Source organism: Marinobacter sp. DUT-1 (assembly GCF_050379415.1).
In the GTDB taxonomy this organism is placed as follows: domain Bacteria; phylum Pseudomonadota; class Gammaproteobacteria; order Pseudomonadales; family Oleiphilaceae; genus Marinobacter.
Genome location: NZ_JBNRLS010000003.1, coordinates 279,547 through 299,662, shown reverse-complemented (window position 1 = coordinate 299,662; position 20,116 = coordinate 279,547). Strand labels below are relative to the sequence as shown.

Sequence of the window (20,116 nt, the reverse complement as noted above, 5' to 3'; positions counted from 1 at the left end):
GGCTCATTGTCAGGATTTTTCGTTAATGGGGTAAGTGAGTTCACCCTTGGCGGCATTTTCCGGGGCTACAGGCACCACATCACCATTCTTGATTTGGATGACAACTGGCACGGGCTTGGTGTTGTTGTGGAAATGACTGCCCTCTTTGGCAAAACCCACGGGGCCGTAGAAGGTTTCAATGTCCGTCTCTTCTATGGCTTTGGCCAGCTGTACTCGGGTTTCCTGATCCCAGGGTGGAGCTTTGCCCAGTCGACGTGCAGCATCCTGAAGAACCAGGCCGCTGGCGGAGCATGCGGCCTCAGTGTAATCCGGTCGTGTTCCCCACCGGGAAAAGGACAGGTCTGAATAGTCGCTGGCGGTGCCAAACAGTTCATCTTTATAAGGCAATCCTGCGGTCCACACTGAAACCCCCAGAATGCCGTTTGATTCGGCACCGGTCTCGTTGATGAATGCTGCGGAAGTGACGCCGTAGTGCATGATCAGGGCTTTCGGCTTATAGTTCAGAGCCTTGGCAGTATTTACAAAGTTGATAAAGACACTTTCATGCCCCCCGACGGCGACGATATCGGGGTTAGCTGCTTTGAGTTTGGACACAATGGCTGAGAGATCGGAGTTGGCGGGAAATAGTTCATAACTCAACAGTTCCAGATCTGCTTCTTCAGCACCTTTCCGGAAACCTTCCGCAGTTTCTTTAGAGAATGGTTCATCAACCCCGATAACTGAGGCGGTTTTTGCTCGGTCGCTGAGTTTCTCAGCCAGTACGACCATGGATTTGTCCGTAGTGAGATCTACCGCTGGAATCATCCCGAAATTAAAGGCCGGCTTTGAAAGCCAGACGTTTGGTGATTCGGCCGATCCTGAAATCATCGGTACACGATATTTTTGGCTGATGGGTTGAACGGCAAGAGTTACGCCAGATGTGTAGGGGCCGAACAAGACATCGACCTCATCCTGGATGATGAGTCGCTCGGCCGCATCGGCCCCTGAGGCAGGTCGTGACTGAGCATCACCGTAGAACATCTCCACCGGATAGCGCTTTCCCGCGATCTCTATTCCTCCGAGTTTATTGATTTCCTCGGCCCATAAATCATAACCACGGCGTGTCAGGTTGCCTCCAAATCGGTTCGCACCCGATAAGGAGGTTACAACTCCACAACGAATCTTCGGCTCTTGTGCTTTCACATTTAATGCTGGAAAACCAAGGGTCATTGCACCAGTGCTGAGCAACGAGTTCCTTAAAAACTTCCTGCGAGAAAATCTTTTACTCATTAGTCTGTTCCCCCCATTGGCTCAATTCTGTGCTTTTTATACTTCTGAAAGTTCCGCTCTGGCACATAGATTTCCGCCGATGCAGTTATTTCAGATACAGCTTAAGCTCTAGTTCAGGTTTCTCGGGTTTTCAAATCACTTTGTGGAGCTGCTCTCTACCCATTCGTTCAGCGGTGTGTTTTGGCTGAATCATTCCGGATTGAACCGATCTCGGTATGTCCGTGGCGCGATTGACTGGAAGTAATTTCTATGGGTTCGATGTAGGCAATGCTCAGATCATGCAGGTTCGGAAAGTTTAGTTTTGCCTGTTGTCAGCTTTGGCGGTGAAGGGACCGATCAGGTCGGCGCCGGCGCGATTAATTCGATCGAGTGTCGTTCGAAGTCATCTCTGTTAAATTAGAGCGATCGTCTAGAACTCGTCAAACCACCGGAATCCACATTTGCCGAGATACCTAACTGAACTGATCCAGAGGAGTCTGCCAGTGATCAAATCCCGCGCTGCGGTGGCCTTTGAAGCCAACAAGCCGCTTGAAATCGTTGAAGTGGATGTGGAACCGCCAAAAGAGGGCGAGGTTCTGGTACGCATTGTTGCCACCGGCGTTTGCCACACCGACGCCTACACCCTGTCCGGAGCCGATCCCGAGGGCCTGTTCCCGACCATCCTGGGTCACGAGGGTGGGGGTATTGTCGAGGCGGTTGGTCCCGGTGTTAAAGACCTTCAGGTCGGTGACCACGTGATTCCGCTCTACACCGCCGAGTGTGGCAAGTGCAAATTCTGCACCTCGGGCAAGACCAACCTGTGTGGTGCCGTGCGCGAGACCCAGGGCAAGGGTGTGATGCCGGACGGCACCTCCCGATTCTCCTACAAGGGCCAGCCGCTTTACCACTACATGGGCTGCTCCACCTTCTCCGAGTACACCGTGCTGCCGGAAATCTCCCTGGCCAAGATCCCCAAGGAAGCTCCGCTGGACAAGGTCTGCCTGCTCGGTTGTGGCGTCACCACCGGCATCGGTGCGGTGCTGAACACTGCCAAGGTTGAGGAAGGTGCGACTGTGGCCATCTTCGGCCTGGGTGGCATCGGCCTGGCGGCGATCATCGGTGCGAAGATGGCGAAGGCCGGTCGCATCATCGGTGTCGACATCAATCCGGGCAAATTCGACATAGCCAAACAGCTGGGCGCCACCGACGTGGTCAACCCCAACGACTACGACAAGCCGATCCAGGAAGTGATCATCGAGATGACCGACGGCGGTGCCGACTACACCTTCGAGTGTGTGGGCAACGTCAAGCTGATGCGCGCGGCGCTCGAGGCCTGCCACAAGGGCTGGGGCGAATCCACCATCATCGGCGTGGCCGGTGCCGGCGAGGAAATCAGCACCCGCCCGTTCCAGCTGGTCACCGGACGGGTCTGGCGCGGTTCCGCCTTCGGCGGCGTGAAGGGACGCACCGAGCTGCCGGGCTACGTGGAGAAGGCCGAGAAGGGTGAAATCCCGCTGGATGTGTTCATCACCCACGAGATGAAGCTGGAAGACATCAACAAGGCCTTTGACCTGATGCATGAGGGTAAGAGCATTCGGTCGGTGATTCATTTCTGAAGACGCCTACAAGACGGGTTGGCTGAAGCCGACTCGTCTCATCTCACCATCTTTCTAATCTGAGATGCTCGTTATTAACGGGAATTTCTGTTCGTCTTTGGGAACAGCCAGAATGAAAACCAGCGGGTCATTCTGGGCATTAATATGTAACTCATCAGAATCATGACCAGGGCTGTGACCAGGAACGTCCTCGCCAGCAGCGGTATTTGCGCCAGAATGTCGCCGAACAATACAAACACCAGAGTCACAGCTGGATAAAGCGCCAGCCAGCTGACAATGGTCATCTTCCATTTGGGTGGCGGTTTCACCGGATTCTGTCCGGGCAGGGTGAACCAGGTCACGATCCCGGAGGTGACTTCCCGTTCGCTGGGCTGTACCAGCAAGCTTTCAATCTGTTCCAGCAGTTCGGCACGTTCCTCCGATTCTTCCCAGGCGGTCAGCGTCTCCCGGTCGCGGAACTTGAAGACAATGCGGTACTCGGGATCGTCCGGGGAGGATGGCCGGAACATGGTGGCCCCCAGGTAGCCCGGGAAGTTCGCGGCCCGTTCGGTCATCCGGCTACTGAGCTGCTCGAATGCGCGCTCTTCTCCTTTTCTCACCCTTCGTGAGACAACGACCGTAAGCGGCTCCCGGCTCTGGTCGATTGCGTTTGTTGCGTTTTCGCGTACTGACATGTTCTTTCCTCGTGATCCAAAAAAGGGGCCCGCAAATGCGGGCCCAATAGAGGAGCAACAATGAATGGCAGATCAGCTGCCGGTGGCGCGCAGGTATTGCACGTTGAACATGTTGGTCGGCGTCAGCTCCGGATCAACCTGGCCTTTGAACTGGCCGGTGGTGCAGTGGCTGGCCTGGACGTCGATCATGCTGAAGCTGTCGTCAATGGACACGCCGCTGCCCTTGTTCTTGGGCAGATGATAGTCCGGGTGGGCCTGACCGATGGTGAAGGTTTTCCACAGGCTGCCCTTGCGATCGTAGGAGACCGTGCGAGGGATAGTGAACGTCTGTGCATCCATGAAGTGCACGCGCTTGGACAGCGGGTGGCTCTCGTCGACGGGCACGGATTCCACTTCATGCACCTTGCGCAGCTGCCAGGTGATGTTCGGGAAGCAGCCGCCCTTGCCACTGAAGGCCACGACCTGGTAACCGTCGTCATCCTGATGGGTTTCGCTGTCCAGGGTCAGCTCGTTGTGGTTGTAGAACGGCATCAGCATGTAGCGGGTGCCTTTGTAGGTCCAGTTCATGTCCGAGATGCGGCCGTTGTAGCCCTCGAAGTCCTCGATCATCAGGTCGGAACCGAGGAAGGCATCGGTGACCTGACCGGTGGCCAGACGACGGACCCGGCGCTGGAAGCCCAGATACAGCCAGGAGTTGTCACGCTTGAGATCGTCCGCGGCGCGATGAATCAGCAGCTGGGTGTCCCGTACATCCGCCGGATCCAGTACCTGGACATAGATGGCGCGGAACAGGTCGGACGGATTCGGGGTGATTTCCGGGGTCGGTTCCTGGTTCACCCGGCCCTTGTAGTTCAGGAAGTGGAAGTTGAACTTGATGGTCCGCTCGACATCGCCGGAGTCCATGTCCCGGTACTTCCAGTAGAACGGGTAGATGGCGGCACTGTCACCCCAGTTGTAGCCATACTTGTAGTTCCAGGCCAGTTTCTCGCCGGCGCGGGGATCATCAGCGCTGGGCTCTTCCGGAAACGGACGCCCGGCCTGCCAGCCGTTGATTTCACCCACCTTGTCACCGAGTGACACCTCGCCCAGGGAAACGCGGGTGGCTTCCACATAGTTGGGGTGCAGGTCGAACGATGTGGTCTGGCCCACCGTAATGGTGGTCCAGCCCTGCTCGATAAAGCGATAGAAAGCGGGATCGATAACCTCCTTGAACTGGGCCACATTGTCCTGGTTGATCACCATGCCCGGCTGAAGGCCCTCGAACTGAGGGGTTTCGGTCTTGTACGGGTAGAAGGATTCGGTGATTACCGCCTCGTCGGCCAGTGCCGAGGTGGCCATGAGGCCGGCGGTGCAGCCGGCGATCAGTGTGCGCGTCAGGGTGTGCATCTTGTTGTGTTTCATGATTTACCTCGTGATCAGAAGCTGTAGCGAACGGTCAGCTGGACTTCGTCTTCTTCCTGGGCCATGCCGATCGGTCCGGACTGGAAGCGGCCAAGGGGTTCATAGCCGGACAGGCCCGCGGATTCACCCGGCTGGTGATTCACGACACCGGGAGTCTGGGTGAACGGGTCCCAGGGGTTACAGGAACGGCAGTCGTCGAATTTCCGGGCACCGTCACCCACCTTGATGTTGGCGCCGGCGGTCAGCTTGAGGTTGTCGGTGACAATCCAGTCGACGCTGGGGGCCAGCGTGGTGGCCTGGGCACGGAAATCGTGGGCGGTGATCAGTTTCGGGGTCAGCCGGTTGTTCATGTAGAAGCCCTGAATCAGCAGGGTGCCAATCCAGTTGTGCTCCCAGTCGGGAATGCCGGCTTCGCCATAGGTCCGTTGCTCGCGCTCATGGTCAAGGATGTGCTGACCGAAGATCTGGCCGGAGAACAGGAACGATTGTTTCTCGTTCAGGAACGGGATAAAGATGTTCTTGTCCGCACCCACGACATAACGCAGCACGTCAGACTCGGAATAGAGCCTTTCCCGCAGGGTATTGGCGAATTCCTCACCCGAGGTGTAGGCCGTCTCGAACCGGAATACCGTGTCGATGCCCTGGGAGTAGTAATCCAGGGAGCCGCCCACCAGGTTGACCCGGGGGAAGTGGATGTCGAACGCGATCAGTGAGGGCCATACGGCTGTTTCACTGGTGAACGCGTTTTCGGCCGGGATTCCGCCACGCAGTGATGGCAGCTGGGACCGGTAGGTCAGGGCGTTCAGGGAGAAGCCCAGATCGCCGTAGACACCTTCCAGCTTCAGACCGAGCTGGGTGTTGGACAGTTTCCAGCTGGGCAGGTTGGCCCGGCGGATACCGATCTGGCCCGGGCCAAAGTCGGTTGCCAGACCGCCGTCCGGGGTGGCGCCGGCAAAGTTGGCCACGGTGCCGCCATTCTCCCAGAGGTTGTTCATGCCGCGGAAGAAACAGCCGGCATCGAGGATAACATTGGGCTGGCCACACTGGCCGATGTCGTGGGGACGGAACTCATCGAAGTTCCAGACCACCTGGAAGTTGAGATCGTCAAACGCGAATCCCTCGAAAACTTCCGTCGGGCCCATGCGGTAATCCGTTTTCAGGATCCACATGGGAATCCGGATGTCCTCCAGCTCGTCATAGATGTTGTTGCGGGAATAATCCACGGGGTTGATCACATCCAGTACCCGGAACAGGTCGGTCCGGCCCCAGATCACCTGCTGTTTACCCAGGCGGGTACTAAGCACGTTGCCGCTGTCGAAGTTCAGATCGAAATCGACATAGAGTTCCCGGATGAAGTCCAGATGGTCGTTGAACTCCTGGAACCGGAGTTCGTCCTCGTCCTTGTCCAGGTAATCGTCGATACAGCCGCGGCTGTCGACATCACAGGGGCGGACCGGAACACCGAAGGCGACGCCGTTATCCTGGTCGTGCAGGTGCTCACCAAGAACCACCATTCCGTCATTGGGGTTCTCGGTGATGTCAAAGCCAAGCTCGGTGCCGGGGACAACCAGACCGCTCCCATGGGGAACGGATCCCTGGGCCAGATCCTGGAGCTGAATCGGGCCGCCGGCCTCACTGCCGTATTCATCCTCGTTGAGATCGTAGACACCGTCGTAGGTGCCCCGGAGCGTGGCATTCACGGAGACATTGCTGAAAATGCCCACGTCGCCATAACGTTTTTCCCCTTCCAGTTGAACGGTGTTGCGGAATTTTGAAAGTCCGACACCGTCCCGTGCGTACGTCGCGTTCTCGTAGAAGCCGTTGATCCTGGCATCTTCTGCAGCAACAGCCTGTGACAGCGGAGCCAGGGTGAGCCCGGTGGCGCCCGAGAGGGCGGCACACCAGAGGCTCAGGCCTTTTATTTTTGTTTGCATGGCAGATCCTCGTTTGAGTTGTGGTGGAGCACGCCCGGGGTCAGACCCGGGACGTCGCTCCGGCTACGTATCCGTCACCTTCCAGCGTGTTGCTGGCGGGCGAAGGAGTCGGTTCAGGGCGTGGACGATCGGCATGGAGAATGCCGTCCTCGTCGGCGTAGACGTTGGTGATGAAACGTGGCTTGAAGACCAGCACCCAGGACGGCACCAGCAGCATGGCGGCGATACCGTTGATCACGATCATCACGCACAGCAGCATGGCGGCGTCGGACTGGAAGCGCAGGTCGGAGAAGATCACCCACATGATGATCCCGGCCATCAGGGTCAGTGCGGTGAAGCTGATCGCCATGCCGGTGGTGGCGATGGCCCGGCGTACGGCCTCGCGCAGCTCGCCACACTTGGCCATTTCCTCGCGGATCCGGTCCATCATGTAGATGGAGTAGTCGATGCCGACACCGATACCTACCGCAATGACCGGTACCGTGTTGATGTCGATGCTCAGGCCATAGAGACCCATGTAGGCGTAGGTCAGGGTGGTGGCGAACAGCATCGCCAGCAGCATCATCAGGCCCGCGTGCCAGGAGGTGTAGAACAGCATCACGAAGGCGAAGATCAGCAGGAACACCAGCGGCAGTACGACCATGTTGGTGTCGAACGCCGATTCGTTCATCGCGGCAGCGACCCCGAGGGTGCCGCCGGCCAACCGGATGGTCAGGCCCTCGACGTCGTTGCCATGCTCGGCGATCCATTGCTTGGCCATGTGGATAGCCCGGCGAATGGTTTCGCCCTGACGGTCCTTGTAGAAAAACACCAGGTTGGCGACACGGTCGTCGGTGTCGTTGAACTCATCCAGGGCACCGGGAATGGGGCTGGATGCCATGTAGGTAAACATCAGGCCACCGACATAGCGTTCGTCGTGGGGGATCTGGTACCAGCGCGGATCGTCGTTGTGCATCAGGCGATTGACCTGTTTGACCAGGTCCGGCAGGCCCTTGCTGCCGCCGACCCCGGGATCGCCCAGCATATGGGACTGGAAGTCTGACAGTGCCTTCAGCACTTCAGGCCGTTTCAGGCCGCCTTTCTCATCGGTCTCCGCAATCACATAAAGCTCTTCGGAGCCGGGGAAGCGGTCATTCACCACCCGGGAGGAAATGTTGTAGTCGTGGTCCGGGTAGAGAATGGGGGAGCCGGGTTCGGAATCCCCGATCTGGACATTCGAGGCTGCCAGAACCCCCGCGCCCATGACGATGGCCGCCGCCACCAGAACCACCTTGGCGCGTCCGGGGCGGGTCACGGTCCGCGAACAGCTGCTACCGATATAACGCAGCGCGGTTTCCCGCATCTCGGCGTTCTTCGGAGTGGGCAGGATGGACAATAGCAGCGGAACACCGATCAGTACGGTGAAGACCACGGTGATTGCCCACAGGGAGGCGTAGATGCCCAGGTGGGTATTCAGTGGGATCGAGCCGATGGCAATCAGTGACAGACCGATGGCGTCGGAAACCACACCCAGCGAGCCCGGGCGGAACAGGCTGTCAAAGGTAGCCTTGGCGGCTTTCGGACCTTCGCCCAGGACGCGGGTCTCGGCGTAATAGCGCTCCACCAGCTGAACACCGTGGCTCATGGCCCTGGCTGCAATCAAAAAGGGGATCACCAGCCCGAGTGGATCCAGGTTGTACCCGAGCAGACTGATGATCCCAAGCCCCCAGATCGTGGAGATCAGGACACCGCCAAGAGGAATGAGTACGCCGTAAGCCTTGCGGAAGTGGAACACCAGCAGCGCGAGCATGGCGAGTACGGTGAAGATGAAAATCTGCAGGATCTGGTCCATGTAGGTGTAGGCCCAGCCCACCAGCACCGGCTGGCCCGTGGCGTAGATAGTGACACCGTCGTGGGCCTCCTGCTGTCGCAGCTCCTGCAGTTGGGCAAAGGTCTCGGCGTAATCGAGCTTGCCCTCAATCAGCTGGGCCTTGACCAGAGCCATCTTCATATCGGGTGACACAAGGGGGCCGTAAACCCGGGGGTTGGCGGCCACGGCCGCTTTCATCTCCGCCAAGGCCTGTTCGGAATATTCACCTTGGGTGGAGTCGTAGTAGGGCTCAGAGTTAATGCTGCCCACCTCGGTGAGCCAGATTTCCCGGGAGTTGCGGTGAGTGACGCTGGCCACCAGGTTGTGATTGACCCCGGGCAGGTTATCAACGGCCTGGGTCACCCGGTCGATGGTGGCCAGGTTCTCATTGGAGAAGATGTCGCCTTCGGAAAATTCAACACCAACGACCAGGACATTGGCGCCGCCAAAGTCGTCCTTGATGCTGTTGTGCAGTTCGATGTAAGGGTGCTGTTGCGGCAGCAGGTCCGCGAAATCCGTATAGATTTTCAGTCCCGGAATCCGCAGGGCGAAGAACAGTGTGAGCAACGCGATCAGCGTCAGCACTTTCCTCGGATTCCTGAAAATCCAGAGTTCCAGCAGGTGCAGGAAATGCGTGAAGCGATGCAGTCCGGCCATGATCAGTTTCCTCGGTTGTTACTGGCCACGTTGGCCACGGGAATGTCGAGATGAAGAAGCAGCCCCCGGCCACCGGCGACCAGTAGTTGGCGGTTCTCGAGGAGAACGCCATCGCGTAGGTAAAGAGGCTGACTTGGAGTTTTCAGACTCGCCCACTGGTCGCCCTGAAGTGTGAGGACCGTGGCATTGTCGCCAAGGGCAAACAGGGCGCCTTCGGCATCAATAAAACCGAACAGCGGCATGGTGGTGTCAGTAGGCTGGCGGTCCCAGCTCTCGCCGCCATCGGTGGTGTGGTAGATGAACCCGTTAAGGCCGCCAACCCAACCCTCTTCGGAAGACGCGAAGTAAGCGGAGTGGGGATAGAATTCCTCGGGCAGGTAGCCGGCGTAATCCCAGGTCTGACCGCCGTCCCGGGTTTTCAGAACCAGCCCGTATTCGCCGGTGGCGATAGCGGTATCCGCGTCCAGGAACTGAAGGTTGGTCAGGATGGCATCTTCGTTAAGGGTGGTTTCGTTCCAGGTCGTTCCCTGATCGGCAGAACTCTGGAGCGTGGTGAAGCTGCCACCTGCCCACCAGGAACCATCAGGCGCGCAGGTGGCCGTCATCATCTGTTCCTGGCTTGGCAGATCGTGGGGTTGCCACTCGGTTCCGGCGGTCGTGCCGTGCCAGAGCTGGTTGTCGAAGGTCAGTGCAATGAAACTTCCGTCCGGGCAGGTATCCAGGGACAGGAAGCTTTCGCTGGTGGGCACGGGGATCCGTTGCCAGTCCTGACCGCCATTCTGGCTTACCAGCAGGGCGCCGGTATTGCCGGCCATGGCAACGACCTGATCGTTCTGCGCCACGGATTGAAAGAAGTCGGTGCGCTGAATGGCCTGTTGGGACTGCGCCCTGACAGCGTCAAGGTTCAGCGGTGCTTCACATCCGGTCAGCAACATCGCGGACAATCCGGCGATGGCAATGGAGAAGGGGAATATGCCGCGAGGGCACTCCGAAGCGTATGGCATGTTATGTCACCGTCTTTGTTTTTGTGGATAAAGCGACTGACGGTGACTCAGCAACCGCTGTGCCATGACTGGCAAAGTGTGTTTAACTCACTGAAAAATATTAATTAAATTTATGGTTTAAGCATTTGATCAAGGGGCTGATCAAGGTTGGAGAAAGGCTTGATTTTCATCAAATCATTAAGTGGGAAGAGGGGTTGTCGATTTGATCAAGGCGAAAGTGAAGACGTCCGTGTCCGGAAATTGTGAGGTCAGGTTTCGGCCAGGATGCCGGACTTTTTCAGCCGGTAGGCAAGGGCGGGGCGGGTCAGCCCCAGTATCCGTGCGGCCTTGGAGACATTCTGGTTGGCGCGCTCCATGGCTTCGCGCATAAGGGTCTCTTCGACCTCTTCAAGGCTGATATTGTTGCCCAGGACCTGTTCGGACCAACTTCCCACCCCGGTGGACTCGTGGCCGTTGGTCACCTTGCCGCCCATGTCGACACAATCGGTGGGTGAGTCTTCGGTGGTTGGAGGCGAGACTGCAAACAGCGCTTCCTGGCTGATGGATTCATTGTTGTCGGTGAGAATGACGCCGCGCTCGATCACGTTCTCCAGTTCCCGGATATTACCCGGCCAGTGGTAACGCATACACAGGTCGAGAGCCTTGTCAGAGAGACCCAGGGTCCGCTTGTCATACTCGGAATGGAACTTCTCGAGGAAGTGCTCGATGAGTACGGGAAGGTCCTCCAGCCGTTCCCGGAGTGGGGGGACCTTTACCGGGAAAACGTTCAGCCGATAGAAAAGGTCTGCCCGAAATCTGCCTTCTTCGACTGCCTGCTGAAGGCTCTCGTTGGTGGCGGCAATGACCCGGACGTTGACTTTGCGGGTCCGGTTGTCGCCAACCCGCTCAAGCTCTCCCTCCTGTAAAACCCGTAAGAGCGTGGCTTGAGCTCTTGGAGTCAGTTCGATCACCTCGTCAAGAAAGATTGTGCCACCGTTGGCGCGCTCGAACCGTCCCTCTCTCGACTGGTTGGCGCCTGTGTAGGCGCCTTTTTCGACTCCGAACAGCTCCGCCTCAATGAGGTCCGGTGGAATGGCTGCGCAGTTAACGGCAACAAACGGACTTTCGGCCCGCTCGCTTCGCAGGTGGACGCTGCGCGCGATCACTTCCTTTCCGACCCCGGTTTCACCCAAAAGCAACACCGAAACCTTGCCCTGGGCAGCCTTGTCGATCATCTTGCAGACCTTGTTGTAGGCTCCGGACTGGCCGATGCCGTAGTACTGGCCTTTTTGTTTATGCAGGCTGCTACGCAGGGAACTCAGCTGGGCCTGGAGATCGTACAGCTCTTCGATGATCGGATCGGCCTTGAAATAACGTGCGAATTCTTCGGCATCGTCCCACTGTTCCGCTGGTTTACCTTCAATGACACACTTTTCATCCCCGCAGCCGCGACAACTGATCTCCCTGAAAATGATCTCCCGTCCCATGAATGAGGAAGTATAGGCACAGGCGTAGCCAAGCAGTGCCCAGCACACTGCCTCATCCATCTGACCAAGCTCGGTCTGGCAGATCTCGACCTCAAAGGAATCGATCCATTCCAGCTTGCCATAGAATTCGCCGGTTTCCTGGTCAATATCGATTTCCAGGGGAATCACCTTGACCATGCCCTTGAGGGAATGGAGTTGGGGGCCGGCAAGAAAGATATCCAGTTCGTCGCAGTGAGGTCGAAGTTTGCGCGCCAGCTCGGCATCCCGTATTCCGGATTGGTAGCCCAGGCGCAGGAAAAAGCCTTTGGCACGCTCGACGCCCATGCTGTTGACCATTTCCCGACGGAATGCCGCCATGGCATTCAGGTGCATCAGCAGCATTCGCTGCTCACCGAACCAGATTTTGCCTTCCGTGCTCTGAAACCGGATCTGCTCCGTAAGATCCCGAAAATCCACGTAATTCAGTTGTGGCTTGTAGGTAACTGCCATGAGGGATGTCCCTGTTGTAGTTGTAGTGGGACGGCTCTTTTGGAGCTCGCTTTCGGATATTGGCTTTTTATATAACACCTGATGAAAGTCAAAAATCAACCAAATGGTTAAATTTTTTGTCTAGAAAATGGCCAGTCCAGACCTTCTCAGCATTTGCTGACCCGCGTGATGAAAATTGATTATTTGATAAAAAATGCCCGCCTCTTTTTTCCTTCCTTTCACTGGGCCTGGAAAGTACTTGACCAGAAATTTTCTTAAAAGATCATTAAAAACAGTGACCTGAAAACTCTTTCTTGTTCGTCAGGCCAATCTGGCACAGCCGTTGCTCCACCCCTTGCAGCCAACAACAAACACAAGGGGCAAATGATGACCTCTCAGACTGACATCAAAACCTTCGACGAGTTGACCCGATACATCCGGGTCCGCAGCGAGCCCGGTGACAAGTTCGTTGAATTCGACTTCGCCATTGGCTATCCGGAGCTGTTCGTTGAACTTGTGTTGCCTCGCGAGGCCTTCGAACTCTTCTGCAAGCACAACAAGGTTGTCCACATGGACTCCGACATGATCCGCGAGATTGACGAAGACATGGTCAAGTGGCGGTTCGGGGAGCGGGGACAGCGTTACTAGGCAATACCCATCAACCTCCACGTTCACAACAACAAGACGGTTAAGTTGATATGAGCATCGAAATCAAGACCAACTCGGTGGAACCTATCCGCCAGACCTACGGCCACATTGCCCGCCGTTTCGGCGACAAGCCTGCCTCCCGTTACCAGGAAGCGAGCTTTGATCTTGAGGCCAAGACCAACTTCCACTATCGCCCACTGTGGGATTCCGAGCACGGGCTCAACGATCCGAACCGCACCGCTATCCGCATGGAAGACTGGTATGCGGTGACCGATCCACGTCAGTTCTATTACGGAGCCTACGTGGGCAATCGCGCCAAGATGCAGGAAGCCGCCGAGACCAGTTTTGGCTTCTGCGAAAAGCGCAATCTGCTGGGCCGGTTGCCCGAGGCAACCCAGAAGCAGCTGCTTCGGCTGCTGGTCCCGCTTCGTCACGTCGAACTCGGCGCCAATATGAACAACAGCAAGATCGCCGGTGACGCCACCGCCACGACGGTTGCCCAGATGCACATTTATCAGGCCATGGACCGTCTGGGCATTGGCCAATACCTGTCACGGATCGCGCTTATGACCGACGGCAGCACCGGCACCAGCCTGGATGAGTCCAAAGGTTACTGGATGGACGATGCGCTTTGGCAGCCGATGCGCAAGCTGATTGAGGACACCCTGGTAATGCGGGACTGGTTCGAGTTGAGCCTGGTCCAGAACGTTCTGCTGGATGGTCTGCTCTACCCGCTGGTTTACGAAAAGATGGATCAGTGGCTTGGCGAACAGGATGCCGAAGACGTCTCCATGCTCACCGAGTTCATGCGCGACTGGTACAAGGAGTCCGTGCGCTGGACCAACGCGATGATGAAAGCTGTCGCCGGTGAAAGCGAAGCAAACCGGGAGCTGTTGCAGTCATGGATCGATCATTGGGAACCGCGTGCCTATGAAGCCCTGAAGCCGCTCGCGGAAACCTCTACCGGCGTTGAAGCCCTGGATGAAACCCGGGCCCAGCTCGCCACCCGCCTCAAGAAATTCGGACTGCAAAGCCAGGGAGTATCCGCATGAGCCAGCTCGTATTCATCGCCTTTCAGGACAACGATAACGCCCGCTACCTGGTGGACGCCATTGCCGAGGACAACCCGGAAGCGGAGGTCCAGCACCAGCCCGCGATGATCCGGATTCAGGCGGAGAAACGCCTGGTGATCAACCGGGAAACCATGGAAGAAAAGCTCGGTCGCGACTGGGACGTTCAGGAGATGCTGATTGATGTGATCAGTATCGGCGGCAACGTCGACGAGGACGACGACCACTTCATTCTTCAGTGGAACTGATTGGGAGAACCATTATGTCTGTTAAAAACAAGAAGCTTAACCTCAAAGACAAGTACCAGTATCTGACCCGGGATATGGCCTGGGAGCCCAGTTACCAGAAGAAAGAAGATATCTTCCCGAACGAGTCGTTCGAGGGAATCAAGATCACCGACTGGTCCCAGTGGGAAGATCCGTTTCGCCTGACCATGGATGCCTACTGGAAGTACCAGGCGGAGAAAGAGAAGAAGCTCTATGCCATCTTCGATGCCTTTGCCCAGAACAACGGCCACCAGAATATCTCCGATGCCCGTTACGTTAACGCATTGAAGCTGTTCCTGAGTGGTGTGTCTCCGCTCGAGCACGCAGCCTTCCAGGGGTATGCCCGCGTGGGTCGGGACTTCAGTGGCGCCGGTGCCCGGGTGGCGTGTCAGATGCAGGCCATCGACGAACTGCGTCACTCCCAGACCCAGCAACACGCGATGAGCCACTACAACAAGCACTTCAACGGCCTGCACGATGCGGCACACATGCACGACCGGGTGTGGTTCCTGTCCGTGCCCAAGTCGTTCTTTGACGACGCCCGCTCTGCCGGTCCATTCGAGTTCCTGACCGCCATCTCATTCTCCTTCGAGTATGTGCTGACCAACCTGCTGTTCGTGCCGTTCATGTCCGGAGCTGCTTACAACGGCGATATGGCCACCGTAACTTTCGGTTTCTCGGCCCAGTCTGACGAGGCCCGACACATGACGCTGGGTCTTGAGGTGATCAAGTTCATCCTGGAGCAGCATGAGGACAACGTGCCAATCGTGCAGCGCTGGATCGACAAGTGGTTCTGGCGTGGTTTCCGCCTGCTGAGCCTGGTGGGAATGATGATGGATTACATGCTGCCAAACCGGGTCATGTCCTGGGCGGAGGCCTGGGAGGTGTACTACGAGCAGAACGGTGGTGCCCTGTTCAAGGATCTGGAGCGTTATGGCATCCGTCCGCCCAAGTATCAGGACGTGGCCAACGACGCCAAGAACCATGTCAGTCACCAGGCCTGGGCCACCTTCTACCAGTACGGCCATGCTACCAATTTCCACACCTGGATGCCGGAAAAGGACGAACTGGACTGGCTGTCCCGGAAGTACCCCGAAACCTTCGACAAATACTATCGCTCACGCTTCGAGTACTGGGCGAAGGAGCACGCCGAAGGCCGTCGTTTCTACAACAACACCCTGCCCCAGCTGTGCCAGGTGTGCCAGATCCCGACCATCTTCACCGAGAAGGATGATCCGACGGCGCTGAGCCACCGACAGATCGTGCACGAGGGTGAGCGCTATCACTTCTGCTCGGATGGTTGTTGCGACATCTTCAAGAACGAGCCGGAGAAGTACGTCCAGGCCTGGTTGCCGGTGCACCAGATCTACCAGGGCAACTGCGAAGGCGGCGACGTCGAGACTGTGGTGTCGAAGTACTACCACATCAACATCGGCGAGGACAATTTCGAGTACATCGGGTCCCCGGACCACAAGCGCTGGCTGTCCATCAAGGGCAAACAGACCGGCGGTAAAGAAAGCAGCTCCAGTCAGGACGCCGCCTGATCCGGGATTCATCCGGAGCCTGCGCGCTCCGGGTGTCTCACCCACAAAAACAACAAGGTGAACAACATGAGTGTAAATGCCTTATACGACTACAAATTCGAACCCAAAGACAAGGTCGAGAACTTCCACGGCATGCAGTTGCTGTATGTCTACTGGCCGCACCACCTGATGTATTGCTCTCCCTTCGCTTTCCTGGTCGGGCCCGACATGACCTTTGGCGCGATGGTTGAAGAGGTCCTCAAGCCTGCGGTGGTGGCTCACCCGGATGCTGCCAAAGCCGATTTTCTCGGCGCAGATTGGCAGCTCAACGGAGAGCCTTTCACCCCCGATGCCAACGCAACGTTGAGAGACAGCGGCATCGATCACAAGAGCATGTTGACCGTTACCACGAAAGGGCTGGACGGCATCGCCGGCACCGCATCCTGAGGGCACTGTCATGAGTCATACCGTAACCATCGAGCCGATTGGCGAGCAGATTGAGGTCGAGGATGGCCAGACCATTCTCCAGGCGGCTCTCCGCCAGGGTGTCTGGCTGCCCTTTGCCTGCGGCCATGGCACCTGCGCTACCTGCAAGGTCCAGGTGCTGGAAGGGGATGTCGAAGTTGGCGATGCATCGCCGTTCGCCCTGATGGATGTGGAACGGGACGAGGGCAAGGTCCTGGCATGCTGCGCCACCGTCGAAAGCGACGTCACCATCGAGGCTGATATCGACGTGGATCCGGATTTCGAGGCGTACCCGGTCGAGGATTACGACGCCACGGTCACCGATATCGTGGACCTGTCGCCGACCATCAAGGGTGTGCATCTGAAACTGGACCGGCCGATGACCTTCCAGGCGGGACAATACATCAACATCGAGCTGCCGGGCGTGGACGGTCCGAGGGCCTTCTCACTGGCCAACCCGCCGAGTAAGTCTGATGAAGTGGAGTTGCATGTGCGCCTGGTGCCAGGCGGTGCCGCCACCACTTACATCCACGAGCAACTGAAAGCCGGTGAGAAGCTCAATCTTTCCGGTCCCTATGGTCAGTTTTTCGTTCGCAGCTCCCAGCCAGGGGATCTGATTTTCATTGCCGGTGGTTCGGGACTGTCCAGCCCCCAATCCATGATCCTGGATCTGCTGGAGCAAAACGATGAACGCAAGATCACCCTGTTCCAGGGAGCCCGAAATCAGGCCGAGCTGTATAACCGGGAGTTGTTTGAGGCACTGGATCGTGATCACGACAACTTCACTTATGTGCCGGCCTTGAGTGATGCCGCAGAGGATGTCGAATGGCCGGGGTTCCGGGGCTATGTCCATGAGGCGGCCAAGGAACACTACGACGGTCGTTTCTCCGGTAACAAGGCCTACATGTGCGGACCGCCTCCCATGATCGATGCTGCCATCACCGCTCTGATGCAGGGCCGGCTGTTCGAGCGGGACATCTTCATGGAGAAGTTCCTGACAGCGGCGGACGGCGCGGAAGAAACCCAGCGCTCCGCCCTGTTCAAGAAGATATGACCGGAGGTGGACCATGGCTCAGACCTACCGGATTACGGAGCAGTCCACCGGCCAGTCTTTCGAGTGCGCTCCGGACCAGAGCATCCTCAAGGCCATGGAGCAGAGAGGCCTGAAGTGCGTACCCGTTGGATGCCGTGGCGGTGGCTGCGGTTTCTGCAAGGTCACCGTGATCAAAGGTGATTACGAATGCGGAAAAATGAGCAAGGTGCACGTTCCGCCTGAGTGTCTGGAAAGGGGCGAGGTCCTGGCCTGCCGGATCTACCCCCAAACGGACCTGATCATCGAGTGCCGACCGCAACCGGCGGCGGAACTCACCAACCAGCAAACAACAACAAAAGCGTTGAGGTAACTGTCATGAGAAAAGGTGTAATGCGTCCCGGCCACGTTCAGGTTCGTGTCCTCGATATGGATGCCGCAGTCAAGCACTACACAGACCTGTTGGGGCTGATCGAAATGGATCGTGACGATCAGGAAAGGGTCTACCTGAAGGCCTGGACAGAAGTTGACAAGTTCTCCGTGGTCCTGCGTGAAGCAGATGAGCCTGGCATGGACTTTATGGCGTTCAAAGTTGTCGACGAGCCTTCGTTGCAGCAGCTTGAGAAGGATCTGGTGGCACATGGTATCGATATCGAACAGGTACCCGAGGGTGAACTGAAGGACTGTGGTCGCAGGGTTCGATTCACTGCACCGTCGGGTCATGCTTTTGAGCTCTATGCCGATAAAAAATATACCGGAAAGTGGGGTGTGACCGAAGTCAACCCGGAAGCGTGGCCGCGGGGCCTTGACGGAATGAAAGCTGTACGGTTCGACCATTGTCTGCTTTATGGTCCGGAACTCGCTGCAACTTACGACCTGTTTGTGAATGTTCTCGGCTTCTATCTGGCGGAGCAGGTTCTGGACGGCGATGGCACCCGGATTGCCCAGTTCCTGACGCTCTCCACCAAGGCACACGATATTGCCTTCATCCATCATGAAGAGAAAGGCAAATTCCACCACGCGTCTTTCTATCTCGAGACCTGGGAGGATGTACTCAGAGCTGCAGACCTCATTTCCATGACCGATACCTCCATCGACATCGGTCCGACACGCCACGGCCTGACTCACGGCAAGACCATCTATTTCTTCGATCCCTCCGGTAACCGCAACGAGGTCTTCTGCGGTGGTGATTACAACTATCCCGATCACAAGCCGGTGACCTGGCAGGCCGAGCAGCTCGGCAAGGCGATTTTCTACCACGATCGCCAGCTCAACGAGCGTTTCCTGACGGTACTGACCTGACCCGACACTGATTTAACAGGACAAAGCAGCAATGAAAGATATCAAGCACTACATCAATGGGCAGTATGTTGGTTCAGCCAACGGCAAGCTGTTCGATAACGTGAATCCGGCCAACGGCAAAGTCATCAGCAAGGTGCATGAGGCCGGCCGGGAAGAGGTGGATGCAGCCGTCAAGGCTGCCCGTGCCGCCCTGCGTGGCCCCTGGGGCAAGATGACCCTGGACGAGCGCACCCGGATTCTTCACAAGGTGGCCGACGGCATCAATGCCCGCTTTGATGAGTTCCTGGAAGCGGAGTGTCTTGATACCGGCAAGCCCAAATCCATGGCCAGCCATATCGACATCCCCCGGGGCGCGGCCAACTTCAAGGTTTTCGCGGACATGATCAAGAACGTGCCCACCGAATCCTTTGAAATGCCGACTCCGGATGGGACTGGCGCGCTGAACTACGCGGTGCGTCGACCCAAGGGCGTGATTGGCGTAATCAGTCCCTGGAACCTGCCGTTGCTGCTGATGACCTGGAAGGTGGGTCCGGCCCTGGCCTGCGGCAACACGGTGGTGGTCAAGCCTTCCGAGGAGACGCCGACCACCACTGCGCTGCTGGGTGAGGTAATGAAGGAAGCCGGTGTACCGGATGGTGTCTACAACGTCGTCCATGGCTTTGGCGGCAACTCCGCCGGAGCCTTCCTCACCGAACATCCCGACGTAGACGGCTTCACGTTCACCGGTGAAACGGTGACCGGTGAGACCATCATGAAGGCCGCCGCGAAAGGTATCCGGGACATCTCCCTGGAACTGGGCGGCAAGAACGCGGGCCTGGTGTTTGCCGACTGCGACATGGACAAGGCGATCGAGGGCACCATGCGTTCCGCGTTCGCCAACTGTGGCCAGGTCTGTCTGGGCACCGAGCGGGTATACGTGGAGCGGGCCATCTTTGACGAATTCGTTGCGCGCCTCAAGGAAGCGGCGGAAGGCCTCAAGATCGGTCCGCCCGAGGACAGCGAGGCGAACATGGGGCCACTGGTCAGCCTGAAGCATCGCGAAAAGGTGTTGTCCTACTACCAGAAGGCGGTTGATGACGGTGCCACGGTGATCACCGGGGGTGGTGTTCCCGACATGCCGGAGGAACTGGCTGGCGGTGCCTGGGTTCAGCCCACCATCTGGACCGGACTGGCGGAGGATTCGGCGGTGGTCACCGACGAGATCTTCGGGCCCTGTTGTCACATCCGTGCGTTTGACACCGAAGAGGAAGCCATCGAACTGGCCAACAGCCTGCCTTACGGCCTGGCTTCGGCCATCTGGACGGAGAACGTAACGCGGGCCCACCGCGTCGCCGGCCAGATAGAAGCCGGCATCATCTGGGTGAACAGCTGGTTCCTGCGGGATCTGCGAACCCCATTCGGGGGCAGCAAGCAGTCCGGGGTCGGCCGCGAGGGTGGTGTTCACTCCCTGGAGTTCTACACCGAGATGAAAAACGTCTGCATCAAGCTGTGAGGT

At 57.6% G+C, this 20,116-nt stretch carries 17 protein-coding genes; 10 read left to right on the top strand and 7 right to left on the bottom strand.

Annotated features, from left to right (window positions below):
• Positions 1–9: 9 nt before the first annotated feature.
• The gene (locus ACQUTG_RS11420; RefSeq protein WP_428919514.1) at positions 10–1,269 is read right to left on the bottom strand and encodes an amino acid ABC transporter substrate-binding protein; all 1,260 of its coding nucleotides are present in this window, start codon (positions 1,267–1,269) and stop codon (positions 10–12) included.
• 482 nt (positions 1,270–1,751) lie between these two features.
• Between ACQUTG_RS11420 and ACQUTG_RS11415 the strand changes: the two genes are divergently transcribed.
• Positions 1,752–2,864: an S-(hydroxymethyl)glutathione dehydrogenase/class III alcohol dehydrogenase gene (locus ACQUTG_RS11415; RefSeq protein WP_091997877.1), complete on the top strand. Its 1,113-nt coding sequence runs from the start codon at positions 1,752–1,754 to the stop codon at positions 2,862–2,864.
• Between the two features lie 74 nt (positions 2,865–2,938).
• On the opposite strand, the gene ACQUTG_RS11410 is transcribed toward ACQUTG_RS11415, so the two are convergent.
• The 6 genes from ACQUTG_RS11410 to ACQUTG_RS11385 all read right to left on the bottom strand — a co-directional run bounded on the left by ACQUTG_RS11410 (position 2,939) and on the right by ACQUTG_RS11385 (position 12,338).
• Positions 2,939–3,538 carry an antibiotic biosynthesis monooxygenase gene (locus ACQUTG_RS11410; RefSeq protein WP_428919513.1) on the bottom strand — a complete coding sequence of 200 codons (600 nt, stop codon included), beginning with the start codon at positions 3,536–3,538 and terminating at the stop codon, positions 2,939–2,941.
• A 72-nt stretch (positions 3,539–3,610) separates the two neighbouring features.
• A complete protein-coding gene (locus ACQUTG_RS11405; RefSeq protein ID WP_428919512.1) occupies positions 3,611–4,939 on the bottom strand; it encodes a DUF1329 domain-containing protein in 1,329 nt (442 codons plus the stop codon).
• 14 nt (positions 4,940–4,953) lie between these two features.
• Entirely contained in the window at positions 4,954–6,873 is a 1,920-nt protein-coding gene (locus ACQUTG_RS11400) for a DUF1302 family protein (protein ID WP_428919511.1), read from the bottom strand.
• 40 nt (positions 6,874–6,913) lie between these two features.
• Entirely contained in the window at positions 6,914–9,379 is a 2,466-nt protein-coding gene (locus tag ACQUTG_RS11395; RefSeq protein ID WP_428919510.1) for an efflux RND transporter permease subunit, read from the bottom strand.
• A 2-nt stretch (positions 9,380–9,381) separates the two neighbouring features.
• Positions 9,382–10,383 carry a WD40/YVTN/BNR-like repeat-containing protein gene (locus ACQUTG_RS11390; protein WP_372987906.1) on the bottom strand — a complete coding sequence of 334 codons (1,002 nt, stop codon included), beginning with the start codon at positions 10,381–10,383 and terminating at the stop codon, positions 9,382–9,384.
• A gap of 248 nt (positions 10,384–10,631) precedes the next feature.
• On the bottom strand, positions 10,632–12,338 hold the full coding sequence (locus ACQUTG_RS11385; RefSeq protein ID WP_372987905.1) for a sigma 54-interacting transcriptional regulator: 1,707 nt from the start codon (positions 12,336–12,338) through the stop codon (positions 10,632–10,634).
• Positions 12,339–12,704: 366 nt separating this feature from the next.
• Here ACQUTG_RS11385 and ACQUTG_RS11380 point away from each other — a divergent pair, with 366 nt between their 5' ends.
• The 9 genes from ACQUTG_RS11380 (at position 12,705) to ACQUTG_RS11340 (ending at position 20,113) form a co-directional block, all read left to right on the top strand.
• Positions 12,705–12,965 carry a phenol hydroxylase subunit gene (locus tag ACQUTG_RS11380; protein WP_372987904.1) on the top strand — a complete coding sequence of 87 codons (261 nt, stop codon included), beginning with the start codon at positions 12,705–12,707 and terminating at the stop codon, positions 12,963–12,965.
• 50 nt (positions 12,966–13,015) lie between these two features.
• Complete coding sequence (locus ACQUTG_RS11375; protein ID WP_372987903.1) at positions 13,016–14,017, top strand: aromatic/alkene monooxygenase hydroxylase subunit beta; 1,002 nt, start codon at positions 13,016–13,018, stop codon at positions 14,015–14,017.
• A complete protein-coding gene (locus tag ACQUTG_RS11370; protein ID WP_113861812.1) occupies positions 14,014–14,283 on the top strand; it encodes an MmoB/DmpM family protein in 270 nt (89 codons plus the stop codon). Before ACQUTG_RS11375 ends, ACQUTG_RS11370 begins: the two co-directional genes overlap by 4 nt.
• A gap of 14 nt (positions 14,284–14,297) precedes the next feature.
• Positions 14,298–15,845, top strand: coding sequence for an aromatic/alkene/methane monooxygenase hydroxylase/oxygenase subunit alpha (locus ACQUTG_RS11365; protein WP_428919509.1), 1,548 nt, complete (start codon positions 14,298–14,300; stop codon positions 15,843–15,845).
• A gap of 66 nt (positions 15,846–15,911) precedes the next feature.
• Positions 15,912–16,271, top strand: coding sequence for a phenol hydroxylase subunit P4 (locus tag ACQUTG_RS11360; RefSeq protein ID WP_428919508.1), 360 nt, complete (start codon positions 15,912–15,914; stop codon positions 16,269–16,271).
• A 10-nt stretch (positions 16,272–16,281) separates the two neighbouring features.
• Complete coding sequence (locus ACQUTG_RS11355) at positions 16,282–17,343, top strand: NADH:ubiquinone reductase (Na(+)-transporting) subunit F (RefSeq protein WP_428919507.1); 1,062 nt, start codon at positions 16,282–16,284, stop codon at positions 17,341–17,343.
• Positions 17,344–17,356: 13 nt separating this feature from the next.
• Entirely contained in the window at positions 17,357–17,692 is a 336-nt protein-coding gene (locus ACQUTG_RS11350; protein ID WP_372987921.1) for a 2Fe-2S iron-sulfur cluster-binding protein, read from the top strand.
• A 5-nt stretch (positions 17,693–17,697) separates the two neighbouring features.
• Complete coding sequence (locus ACQUTG_RS11345) at positions 17,698–18,621, top strand: catechol 2,3-dioxygenase (RefSeq protein ID WP_428919506.1); 924 nt, start codon at positions 17,698–17,700, stop codon at positions 18,619–18,621.
• Positions 18,622–18,652: 31 nt separating this feature from the next.
• Entirely contained in the window at positions 18,653–20,113 is a 1,461-nt protein-coding gene (locus tag ACQUTG_RS11340; RefSeq protein ID WP_372987923.1) for a 2-hydroxymuconic semialdehyde dehydrogenase, read from the top strand.
• Positions 20,114–20,116 lie beyond the last annotated feature (3 nt).

Coding starts and splice junctions, on each gene's coding strand:
- ACQUTG_RS11420 (WP_428919514.1), bottom strand. CDS start 1,269: ATGAGTAAAAGATTTTCTCGCAGGAAGTTTTTAAGGAACTCGTTGCTC.
- ACQUTG_RS11410 (WP_428919513.1), bottom strand. CDS start 3,538: ATGTCAGTACGCGAAAACGCAACAAACGCAATCGACCAGAGCCGGGAG.
- ACQUTG_RS11405 (WP_428919512.1), bottom strand. CDS start 4,939: ATGAAACACAACAAGATGCACACCCTGACGCGCACACTGATCGCCGGC.
- ACQUTG_RS11400 (WP_428919511.1), bottom strand. CDS start 6,873: ATGCAAACAAAAATAAAAGGCCTGAGCCTCTGGTGTGCCGCCCTCTCG.
- ACQUTG_RS11395 (WP_428919510.1), bottom strand. CDS start 9,379: ATGGCCGGACTGCATCGCTTCACGCATTTCCTGCACCTGCTGGAACTC.
- ACQUTG_RS11390 (WP_372987906.1), bottom strand. CDS start 10,383: ATGCCATACGCTTCGGAGTGCCCTCGCGGCATATTCCCCTTCTCCATT.
- ACQUTG_RS11385 (WP_372987905.1), bottom strand. CDS start 12,338: ATGGCAGTTACCTACAAGCCACAACTGAATTACGTGGATTTTCGGGAT.
- ACQUTG_RS11380 (WP_372987904.1), top strand. CDS start 12,705: ATGACCTCTCAGACTGACATCAAAACCTTCGACGAGTTGACCCGATAC.
- ACQUTG_RS11375 (WP_372987903.1), top strand. CDS start 13,016: ATGAGCATCGAAATCAAGACCAACTCGGTGGAACCTATCCGCCAGACC.
- ACQUTG_RS11370 (WP_113861812.1), top strand. CDS start 14,014: ATGAGCCAGCTCGTATTCATCGCCTTTCAGGACAACGATAACGCCCGC.
- ACQUTG_RS11365 (WP_428919509.1), top strand. CDS start 14,298: ATGTCTGTTAAAAACAAGAAGCTTAACCTCAAAGACAAGTACCAGTAT.
- ACQUTG_RS11360 (WP_428919508.1), top strand. CDS start 15,912: ATGAGTGTAAATGCCTTATACGACTACAAATTCGAACCCAAAGACAAG.
- ACQUTG_RS11355 (WP_428919507.1), top strand. CDS start 16,282: ATGAGTCATACCGTAACCATCGAGCCGATTGGCGAGCAGATTGAGGTC.
- ACQUTG_RS11350 (WP_372987921.1), top strand. CDS start 17,357: ATGGCTCAGACCTACCGGATTACGGAGCAGTCCACCGGCCAGTCTTTC.
- ACQUTG_RS11345 (WP_428919506.1), top strand. CDS start 17,698: ATGAGAAAAGGTGTAATGCGTCCCGGCCACGTTCAGGTTCGTGTCCTC.
- ACQUTG_RS11340 (WP_372987923.1), top strand. CDS start 18,653: ATGAAAGATATCAAGCACTACATCAATGGGCAGTATGTTGGTTCAGCC.